Below are 1,468 nucleotides of genomic sequence, written 5' to 3' on the forward strand. Positions count from 1 at the left end.
TACAATGTACCCTATAGAATAGACACTTAAAAAAAGTCTAGTCTATAGGGTATTTCTTGTATAATGAGAGAAAAATGAGAATCGGAGAAATTTTAAAATGACGAAAAAATTATTTACAGAAAAAGAAGTTCAAATACTATCAAAAAATCGATATGTAAAATCGGTAAGCCAAAAAGGAATTACCTATACTGATGAATTCAAGCGTATTTTTATTGAGGAAAATGAACAGGGTAAACCACCTCGTATCATTTTTGAAGAATGTGGTTTTGATATAGATATCATCGGTCTACAACGTATTGTGTCATCAGGAAATAGATGGCGTACTTCTTATAAGCAAAATGGTGTATTTGGCTTAAGAGACACACGTAAGGAAAACTCAGGAAGAAAGTCAGAAAGAGAACTTACATTAGAAGAGAAATACGCACGTTTGGAAGCGGAACGAAACTTATTAAAAGCTGAAAATGAACTGTTAAAAAAGATCAAGCTTATGGAAGGGAGGATGGGAAAGAAATAACGTTACAGCCTAGTCAAAAGTACCTATTAATTCGTTCTATTATTGAAAAATATCGCTTAAAAAATATGGTGAGATATTTGTGTCAGATCGCAGGTGTTTCACGCTCTGGATACTATAATTATTTTTCAGCTATTTCTCAAAGTCGGCGAGAGAAAAGAATGCATCAAGATGAAATGGTGAAAGAGATGATAGTAAGGGCATTTCGATTTAAAAACCGAAAGAAGGGGGCTCGTCAGATCAAAATGACATTGGCGGGTCAATTTCAAGTTGTCTACAATTTGAAACGCATCCGTAGAATCATGAAAAAATATGGGATTATCTGTCCCATTCGCAAAGAAAATCCTTATAAAAAAATGTTGAGAGCGACGAAAGAACACTTCGTGGTACCCAATCAATTAAAACGAGAATTTAGGCAAGGTGTACCAGGAAAGGTACTTCTTACCGACATCACATACCTGTCTTATGGTAAGAATCAAAAAGGATATTTATCTACCATTCTAGACGGGTCTACGAATGAAGTTTTAGCTTACCATGTGTCAGAACGACTTACCCTAGATATCGCAACGACGACTCTTCACAAACTAAAGAAGAATAAGAAGGTACGATTAACGCAAGATGCCTATATTCATTCTGATCAAGGTACTCATTACACAAGCCCTACCTATCAAAAGTTAGTCAAAGAATTAAAGCTGGGACAATCCATGTCAAGACGAGGAAACTGTTGGGATAATGCCCCTCAAGAATCTTTTTTCGGGCACTTTAAAGATGAAGCTCACATCAAAACTTGTACATCTTTCACACAGTTAAAACAAGAAATTAAAGACTATATAAAATACTACAATCAGCATAGATATCAGTGGAATTTAAAGAAGATGACTCCTGTCGAATACAGAAATCATCTTCTTGATGCCGCCTAACTTTTTTTAAAATGTCCTTTACAAAGGGTACAGATTA

1 protein-coding gene is annotated in these 1,468 nt (G+C 34.9%); it reads left to right on the forward strand.

All coding sequences use genetic code 11. The features are described 5' to 3' along the window. The first annotated feature begins 97 nt into the window (after positions 1 to 97). Positions 98 to 1,431, forward strand: a protein-coding gene (locus ACS2QP_RS27345) for an IS3 family transposase (protein WP_415471352.1) whose coding sequence is annotated in 2 segments (ribosomal slippage) — positions 98 to 482 and positions 482 to 1,431 — 1,335 coding nt in all. Because the reading frame shifts where the segments join, the coding sequence is not laid out codon by codon here. Positions 1,432 to 1,468 lie beyond the last annotated feature (37 nt).

It is taken from the genome of Bacillus cereus group sp. Bce019 (assembly GCF_051781745.1).
GTDB lineage: Bacteria > Bacillota > Bacilli > Bacillales > Bacillaceae_G > Bacillus_A > Bacillus_A cereus.